We start from the raw sequence: 8,688 nt of genomic DNA, 5'->3' as shown, positions 1-8,688 counted from the left end.
AAAACGCTCGGCTGGGAAACCCCAGCCGAGCGCCTCGCTAAGCTCCTGGCCACAGCCAGTTGATCACTGTGTTGCAACGACCCCTGGAATTCGCCGGCTGGTGGGGGCCCTTCACTCACGTTCTCACAGGGTGCGGAACGCCAGCACGACGTTGTGCCCACCGAATCCGAACGAGTCGTTCAGCGCGGCGATCCGGCCCTCGGGGAGAGCCCGCGCCTCACCGATCACCACGTCCGCGTTCACCTCGGGGTCGAGGTTGTCCAGGTTGATGGTCGGCGGAGCCGTACGGTTCACGAGCGCCAGGATCGAGGCGACCGTCTCGATACCACCGGCACCACCCAGCAGGTGACCCGTCATCGACTTGGTCGCGGAGATCGCCATGTGGTCGACGTCGTCGCCGAACACCTTCCGCAGCGCCTTGATCTCGGCCACGTCGCCCTGCGGCGTCGAGGTCGCGTGCGCGTTCACGTGCACGATCTCGGCCGGCTTCAGGTCGGTGTTGTCGAGCAGGTTCTGCAGCGCGTGCGCGATGCCGTTGCCGGACGGCTCCGGCTGCGTGATGTGGTGGCTGTCGGCGGAGATGCCCTGGCCGACCGCCTCGGCGTAGATCCGGGCGCCGCGGGCCTTCGCGTGCTCCTCGGACTCCAGGACGATCACACCGGCGCCCTCGCCGAGCACGAAGCCGTCACGGCCCGCGTCGTAGGGACGCGAGGCGCCCTCGGGGTCGTCGTTGTTCTTGGACATCGCCATCATGTTGCCGAACGCGGCGATGGGAAGCGGGTGGATGGCGGCCTCGGTACCACCGGCCACGACCACGTCCGCACGCCCGGTGCGGATCATCTCGATCGCGTACCCGATGGCCTCCGCGCCCGAGGCGCAGGCCGAGACCGGGGTGTGCACACCGGCGCGGGCACCCAGCTCGATACCGACGTTGGCCGCCGGGGAGTTGGGCATCAGCATCGGCACGGTGTGCGGGGAGACGCGGCGTACGCCCTTCTCCTTGAGGATGTCGTACTGGTCCAGGAGCGTCGTCACACCGCCGATGCCGGAGGCGATGACCGCACCCAGCCGGTCGGGGTTCACGGACGTGTCCGCACCGGCCTTGGCCGTGAAACCGGCGTCCTTCCAGGCCTCCTGAGCGGCGATCAGCGCGAACTGCGCGGACCGGTCCAGCTTGCGGGCCTGCGGTCGGGGGATGATCTCGCCCGGCTCGACGGCGATCTGCGCGGCGATGCGGACGGGCAGTTCGGTCGCCCACTCCTGTTCGAGGAGGCTGACGCCGGACTTGCCTGCGACGAGGGCCTCCCAGAACGAAGCTGCGTCGCCACCCAGCGGTGTGGTTGCGCCGATACCGGTGACGACCACGGTGCGATTGGTCGGGCTCACGGGAATTCTTTCTCCAACGGATGCGGGATTCAACGGCGCCACCGCCGGGTGGCGGGGCCTTGCAGCCTGGCGGCCTAAGGGGTGGCTCAGGCCTGGTGCTTGAGGATGTAGTTGGTGGCGTCACCAACGGTCTTGAGGTTCTTGACGTCCTCGTCCGGGATCTTCACGTCGAAGCGCTCCTCGGCGGCGACGACGACCTCGACCATGGACAGCGAGTCGACGTCCAGGTCGTCGGTGAAGGACTTGTCCAGCTGGACGTCCTCAACCGGGATGCCGGCGATCTCGTTCACGATTTCAGCGAGACCGGCGACGATCTCTTCCTGGGTGGCGGCCATGTCAGGCGCTCCTTCTTCGATATTCCAGACGGTGTGTGGCGCCCGCCGCGTCAGCGGCAGGTTGTGGTTCGGCTCCCGTGCCGGATCGCACGATCCGGCACGGAGTGCCTAGGGGAGGGTAACGACCGTGGCGGCGTAGACGAGACCCGCCCCGAATCCGATGACGAGCGCGGTGTCGCCGCTCTTGGCCTCCCCGGTTGCCAGGAGCCGCTCCATCGCGAGCGGGATCGAGGCGGCCGAGGTGTTGCCGGTGGTGCGGATGTCACGGGCGACCGTGACGTGCTCCGGCAGCTTCAGCGTCTTCACCATCGAGTCGATGATCCGCACGTTGGCCTGGTGCGGAATGAAGACATCCAGGTCGTCCGGGCTGATTCCGGCCGCGTCCAGCGCCTGCTGGGCGACCTTCGCCATCTCGAACACGGCCCAGCGGAACACCGCCTGGCCCTCCTGCGTGATCGCAGGGAACTTGATGTTGCCCTTGCTGTCGAGGGGCAGCTCGGCGACGTCACCGACATGGAAGCGGTCCCACGGGACGGTCTGCTTGATGGTCTCGGACTTGTCGCCCTCGGAGCCCCACACGGTCGGGCCGATCGCCGGCTCCTGGGAGGGGCCGACCACGACCGCGCCGGCGCCGTCGCCGAACAGGAAGGCGGTGGCCCGGTCCTCCAGGTCGGTCAGGTCGCTCAGTCGCTCCACGCCGATGACGAGCACGTACGCGGCGGAACCTTCCACCACCATGCCCTTGGCGAGCGTGAGGCCGTAGCCGAAGCCCGCGCAGCCCGCCGAGATGTCGAAGGCGGCGGCCTTGTCGGTGCCCAGCTTGTCGGCGATCTCGGTGGCGACGGCCGGGGTCTGGCTGAAGTGCGAGACGGTCGAGACGACCACGGCGCCGATCTGCTCGGCGTCGATGCCCGCGTCGGCGATCGCCTTGCCGGAGGCCTCGATGGCCATCGCGGCGACCGTCTCCTCCGGGCCCGCCCAGTGCCGGGTCTCGATGCCGGAGCGCGAACGGATCCACTCGTCGGACGAGTCGATCGTCTCCAGGATCACCTCGTTGGGCACGACCCGGGTCGGCCGGTAGCCGCCGACGCCGAGGATGCGCGCGTACGGGGCGCCCTTGCTGGGCTTGATCTTCGCCATGATCGGTACGGCTCCTTAGGCGTCGGTGCCCGCTGCGGCAGCAGCAGGATCAGATACGGCGGAGACCAGCTCGCGGGCCGCTTCGAGGTTGTCGGGGGTCTTCAGGGCGAGCGTCCTGACGCCGGGCAGGGCCCGCTTGGCCAGGCCGGTCAGCGTGCCGCCCGGGCACACCTCGATGAGTGCCGTGACGCCCAGCTCCTTGAACGTCTCCATGCACAGGTCCCAGCGCACCGGGTTGGCGACCTGGCCGACCAGCCGCTCCAGCACCTCGGCGCCGGTGGCGACGGTCCTGCCGTCCTTGTTGGAGACGTAGGTGACCTTCGGGTCGCCGGGCGCGAGTTCCGCGGCGGCCTTGGCCAGCGCGTCGACGGCGGGGGCCATGTGGCGGGTGTGGAAGGCGCCGGCCACCTTCAGCTGGACGACCTTGCGCACGCCCTCGGGCATGTCCTCGTTCAGTGCGGCGAGCTGCTCCAGCGTCCCGGCGGCGACGATCTGGCCCGCGCCGTTGACGTTCGCCGGCGTCAGGCCCAGCTTCTCCAGATGCGCCACGGAGACCTCGGGGTCACCGCCGAGCAGCGCCGACATGCCGGTCTCGGTGATCGCGGCGGCGTCGGCCATGGCCAGACCCCGCTTGCGGACGAGGCGGAGCGCGGCGGTGTCGTCCAGGACACCCGCGAAGACGGCGGCGGTGATCTCGCCGACACTGTGGCCGGCGACGGCGCCCGGGGCGATCTCGGTGCCCGCCGCGTCGGCGGCAAACGAATAGGCACCGAGTGCCGCGCCGGACAGGAGCCCGGCGGCGACCAGCAGCGGCTGCGCCACCGCGGTGTCGCGGATGGCGTCCGCGTCGGCCTGGGTGCCGTAGTGGATCAGGTCCAGTCCGATGGCGTCCGACCATGCGGCGACACGGTCCGCGGCACCGGGGAGGTCGAGCCAGGGAGTCAGGAAGCCGGGCGTCTGGGCGCCCTGGCCGGGAGCGACGAGTACGAGCACTCTCACACTCTCTCTTGGGGACGGCCGGGGCCGCCCGTGGGGACAGGGACGAAGAACACGAGGGGCTTTTGTGGATCCCCTACAAATGCCTACGGTTGGGCGTCTCCATCGGCCAGACGCCCCAGAATCAGTGCGATCCGAAGTGTGAACGCGGATCGTACATCCGAAGGCGACCAACCGGTGACGTCTGTCACACGTCGGAGCCGGTAGCGCACGGTGTTCGGGTGAACGAAGAGCATCCGGGCCGCGCCCTCGAGACTGCTCGCCTGCTCCAGGTAGACACTCAGGGTTTCCAGGAGTGCCGAGCCGGCTTCCTCCAGCGGTCTGTAGATCTCCTCCACCAACTGCTCGCGTGCGCTCGGATCGCCCGCCATGGCGCGCTCGGGCAGCAAATCGTCCGCCAGTACCGGCCGCGGTGCGTCCTGCCAGGCAGAACACGCCTTCAGTCCGGCCGCGGCGGCCTGCGCGGACCGGGTCGCGGCCAGCAGATCGGCCACGACGGGCCCGGCGACGACCGGTCCGGCGGCGAACGGCCCGATCAGCGACTTGGCGACGGCGAGCGGATTGGCGCTGCCACCTGCGATGACTACGAGCCGGTCGCCGAGCACCCCGGTGAGCACCTGCAGCTTGGCATGGCGTGAGGCCCGCCGGATGGCCTCGACGGTCAGTTCGCTGTCCCCGTCCGGCGCGGTCCCGAGCACGACGCAGACATGCTCCGGGGAGTTCCAGCCGAGTGCGGCGGCCCGGCTCACGGCGCCCTCGTCGGCCTCCCCGCTGAGCACGGCGTTGACCACCAGCGACTCCAGCCGCGCGTCCCAGGCACCGCGTGCCTCGGCGGCCTGGGCGTAGACCTGGGCGGTGGCGAAGGCGATCTCCCGGGCGTACACCAGCAGGGCTTCCCGCAGCACGCTCTCGTCACCGGGAGCCGCGACCTCGTCGATCGCGCTCTCCATGACCTCGATGGTGGTCCGCACCATCTCCACGGTCTGCCGCAGCGTGATGGCCCGGGTCAGCTCGCGAGGCGCGGTCCCGAAGACGTCCGTGGAGATCGCCTGGGGCGCATCGGGGTGCCGGAACCACTCCGTGAAGGCCGCGATGCCCGCCTGGGCCACGAGTCCGATCCAGGAACGGTTCTCCGGGGGCATGGCCCGGTACCACGGCAGGGTCTCGTCCATGCGTGCGATGGCCTGCGCGGCGAGGCTCCCGGAGGACTTCTCCAGCCGCTTCAGGGTCGCGGAGTGCTGGTGGACGTCGTGTGCTGCGGGTTCGCTGCGACGGGATTCGGGTTCGGGCACGTGGACAAGACTGCCTTATCGGGACGGGAGCGTGCGCCGCCGGGTCATGGATGAGGTGGCCCGGGGGCCCACGGCGGTCTGCGGCTCCGTCCGCGCGCGGTCTACGGTGGTGCCCGTGATGGACGTACGGCGCGCCGACGAGCGCTACCCCGGAGGCGATCCGGAGGCCGGGATCGACTCCCGCCACGCCTTCTCCTTCGGACCGCACTACGACCCCGACAACCTGCGCTTCGGTGCGGTGATCGCCTGCAACGAGGAGCGGCTCGGACCCGGCGCCGGCTTCGACGAGCATCCGCACAGCCACACGGAGATCGTCACGTGGGTGGTCGAGGGCGAGCTGACCCACCGTGACTCCACGGGCCACGAGACCCGGGTCCGCCCCGGGGACGTCCAGCACCTCAGCGCGGCAGCGGGCGTCCGCCATGTGGAACGCAACGACGGCACGTCCCCGCTGACCTTCATCCAGATGTGGCTGGCACCCCTGGAGCCGGGCGGCGACCCGTCGTACGAGATCGTCTCCGGTATCGCCGACTCCACGCCGTACGCGGTCCCGGAGGTGGGCGCGCTGCTCCACGTACGCCGTCTGGCGCCGGGTGAGCGCACCGCGGTGCCGGACGCCGCGTACGTGTATGTGCATGTGGTGCGCGGGGAGGTACGGCTGGCGGGCGAGGAACTGCGTCCCGGTGACTCGGCGCGGATCACCGGGGCGACGGACCTGGTGGCGCAGGGCGCCACCGCGGCCGAGCTGCTGCTGTGGGAACTGTCGCGGTGAGCGGCACCGCCGTGCTCACTCCGTGCTGGAAGGTTCCTCGGCGTTGCGCCACACCGTGAGGTCCACCGTCATGTAGTTGCTCGGGTCGGACTTCGGGGCGGTGCCCTCGAAGGTGACCAGGGCGATATGACCGGACGTGGTGTGCACGCACAGCTGGGATCCCTTGGACAGCTGGGAGAGCTTGGCCTCCTCGGCGTACCGGGTCTCCGCCCGGCAGGTGGCGAGCGAGCCCTGCTGCGCGTTGTTCAGCAGGACGATCTTCTCGCCGCTGCTGCCGAGGATCTTCTCGTCGCCGAAGCCGTTGGTCTCGAGGTAGAGGTCCGCGTCGTCGACGTACCGGGCACCGATGTCGTCGTACAGCGGCTTGGGCGGCGAGTCCGCGAACCGCACGTAGTAGTCCATCGGGATGTTGATGCCCGTGAAGCTGACCGGCTTGGGGTCGGGCTGTGCCGAGGCGCTGCTGGATCCCGTGGCCGAGCCGGTGCCGGAGCCCGATCCGGAGCCGGATCCGGAGCCCGAGCCGGGGTTCTTCGCGGAGCTCTTCGAGGCGTCGTCCTTCGTGCCGCCGCCGGCCTTGCTCAGGTACACGGCGCCGCCCACGCCGACCAGCAGTGCCCCCACGACGACCGCGGCGATCACGCCGACCCGGCTTCTGCGCGGTGCCTGGGGCTGCGGCTGGGCCCCGGGCCACGGAGCGTGCGCGGCGGCCGGGAAGGCCGCCGGGGGAACGGCCGGGCCGTAGGACGACGGAGGCGGCGTGTGCGGCGCCGCGACCGTCGGCATGGCATGCGGCACCGGCTGGTCGAGCCGGGTCACGGGGGCCGTCGGCGAAGGCGCCGGTACGGCCGCCGTGACGGGCTGCGTCAGGGGAGCGGTGGTCGGCGGCGCGGGTATCGCCGCCGTCCCGGCCTGGGTTGCGGGAGCGGTGGTCGGCGGCGCCGGCGGGGGTGCGGGCTGGGCCGCCAGCGCGGCGGACGCCGAGACCCGCCGGGTGATCTGCGTGCCGATCGGCTCCGGCAGCCACTCGCCGGACTGGCGCAGCCCGCCGGGCGACGCCTGCTGGCACAGCGCGATGACCTCCGCGGGCGAGGGACGGTCCGCCGGGTCCTTGGCCAGGCAGCGGGCGACGAAGCCGAGTTGCTCCGGGAGGCCGGTGAGATCGGGTTCCTCGTGGACGATCCGGTACAGCACCGCGTGCGAGGGCCCGTCGCCGTACGCGCCGGCGCCCCGGGCCGCGTACGCGGCGACCTGGCCGAGCGCGAAGATGTCGGAGGCGGGCGTGATCTCCTTGCCGGCCGCCTGCTCCGGCGACATGAAGGCCGGGGTGCCGATGGAGACGCCGGTGCCGGTGAGCGCCGTGGCGTCGGTGGCCCGCGCGATGCCGAAGTCGATGACCCGGGGGCCGTCGGCGGCCAGCAGCACATTGGAGGGCTTGAGATCGCGGTGCACGATGTCCGCGCCGTGGATCACCGACAGCGCCTCCGCCACGCCCGCGACCAGCAGCAGGAGCGTCGGCACCGGAAGCGGGCCGTGCTCGACGACGGCCGCCGCCAGCGAGGGGCCGGGCACATAGGCGGTGGCCAGCCAGGGCTGTTCGCCCTCGGTGTCGTAGTCGATGACCGGGGCGGTGTAGAGGCCCTGCACGCGCTGCGCGGCCTGGACCTCCTGCCGGAACCTGCGGCGGAACTGGGGGTCCTCGCTCAGCTCCGGACGGATCGTCTTGAGGGCGATCGGATGCCCTCCGGGCGTGTACGACAGGTACACCGTGCCCATGCCGCCCGAGCCGAGACGTGCCACGAGCCGGTAGCTCGCCACCACTTGTGGATCGCCGCTCTCCAACGGCCGGAACTGCGCGTCCGATTGAACGCCGCTCATCGCTTCCCCCGAATGTCCGTCACCTGTGCTGCCAGCGTGCACGGGGGAGGGTATACGAAGACGATCAGCGGCTGCTCCGCAGCTCTCCCAGCACCGCGTCCGTGAACACCGGCCACGCCTCGATCGCCCATGGTCCGAAGGCCCGGTCGGCCAGAGCGACGCACGCCACCCCCGCCGCCGGGTCGGTCCACAGGAACGTACCGGACTGGCCGAAGTGCCCGAATGTGCGTGGTGAGGACGAGGAACCCGTCCAGTGGGGCGACTTGGAGTCACGGATCTCGAAGCCCAGCCCCCAGTCGTTGGGGCTCTGGTGCCCGTACCCTGGCAGGACACCCTTCGTCCCCGGATACTGCACGGTCATCGCCTCGGCCACCGTACGCGGGTCCAGCAGACGCGGCGCCTGGATCTCCGCCGCGAACCGCAGCAGGTCGTCCACGGTCGAGACGCCGTCCTTGGCGGGGGACCCGTCGAGCGAGGTCTGCGTCATGCCCAACGGGGCCAGCACCGCCTGCCGCAGATACTCGCCGAACGGAATGTCCGTCGCCTTGGCGATGTGGTCCCCGAGCTGCTCGAACCCGGCGTTGGAGTACAGCCGCCGCTCCCCGGCCGGAGCCGTGACCCGGTGTTCGTCGAAGGCCAGCCCGGAGGTGTGCGCCAGCAGATGGCGGACGGTCGACCCGGGCGGCCCGGCCGGCTCGTCCAGCTCGACGGCACCTTCTTCGTACGCGACCAGCGCCGCGTACGCGGCCAGCGGCTTGGTCACCGAGGCCAGCCGAAAGCGGTGCCCGACGGGCCCGTGGGTCCCGAGGACGGTCCCGTCGGCCCGTACGACACCCGCCGCGGCGGTGGGGACGGGCCAGTTCTCGATCAGCGTGAGGCTCTTCAGCGACAT

At 70.9% G+C, this 8,688-nt stretch carries 8 protein-coding genes; 1 reads left to right on the top strand and 7 read right to left on the bottom strand.

What is annotated here, in order from left to right:
- Positions 1 to 123: 123 nt before the first annotated feature.
- From fabF to ACIRU3_RS23720, 5 genes are all read right to left on the bottom strand, one after another.
- Complete coding sequence (gene fabF / locus ACIRU3_RS23740) at positions 124 to 1,386, bottom strand: beta-ketoacyl-ACP synthase II (protein ID WP_404059468.1); 1,263 nt, start codon at positions 1,384 to 1,386, stop codon at positions 124 to 126.
- Positions 1,387 to 1,472: 86 nt separating this feature from the next.
- Positions 1,473 to 1,721 (bottom strand): acyl carrier protein, encoded by a 249-nt coding sequence (locus ACIRU3_RS23735; RefSeq protein ID WP_187821659.1) that lies wholly within the window; start codon positions 1,719 to 1,721, stop codon positions 1,473 to 1,475.
- A 108-nt stretch (positions 1,722 to 1,829) separates the two neighbouring features.
- Entirely contained in the window at positions 1,830 to 2,861 is a 1,032-nt protein-coding gene (locus ACIRU3_RS23730; protein WP_404059464.1) for a ketoacyl-ACP synthase III, read from the bottom strand.
- Positions 2,862 to 2,876: 15 nt separating this feature from the next.
- On the bottom strand, positions 2,877 to 3,854 hold the full coding sequence (locus tag ACIRU3_RS23725; RefSeq protein WP_404059461.1) for an ACP S-malonyltransferase: 978 nt from the start codon (positions 3,852 to 3,854) through the stop codon (positions 2,877 to 2,879).
- A gap of 89 nt (positions 3,855 to 3,943) precedes the next feature.
- Positions 3,944 to 5,149: a PucR family transcriptional regulator gene (locus ACIRU3_RS23720; RefSeq protein ID WP_404059458.1), complete on the bottom strand. Its 1,206-nt coding sequence runs from the start codon at positions 5,147 to 5,149 to the stop codon at positions 3,944 to 3,946.
- Between the two features lie 118 nt (positions 5,150 to 5,267).
- Here ACIRU3_RS23720 and ACIRU3_RS23715 point away from each other — a divergent pair, with 118 nt between their 5' ends.
- Positions 5,268 to 5,921: a pirin family protein gene (locus tag ACIRU3_RS23715; RefSeq protein WP_404059493.1), complete on the top strand. Its 654-nt coding sequence runs from the start codon at positions 5,268 to 5,270 to the stop codon at positions 5,919 to 5,921.
- Positions 5,922 to 5,936: 15 nt separating this feature from the next.
- On the opposite strand, the gene ACIRU3_RS23710 is transcribed toward ACIRU3_RS23715, so the two are convergent.
- Entirely contained in the window at positions 5,937 to 7,796 is a 1,860-nt protein-coding gene (locus ACIRU3_RS23710) for a protein kinase (RefSeq protein ID WP_404059455.1), read from the bottom strand.
- Between the two features lie 64 nt (positions 7,797 to 7,860).
- Positions 7,861 to 8,688, bottom strand: a complete 828-nt coding sequence (locus ACIRU3_RS23705) for a serine hydrolase domain-containing protein (protein ID WP_404059452.1) — start codon at positions 8,686 to 8,688, stop codon at positions 7,861 to 7,863.

This window comes from Streptomyces sp. NPDC101151 (assembly GCF_044768335.1).
Taxonomy (GTDB): domain Bacteria; phylum Actinomycetota; class Actinomycetes; order Streptomycetales; family Streptomycetaceae; genus Streptomyces.
This window is presented reverse-complemented; position numbering and strand designations above follow the sequence as displayed.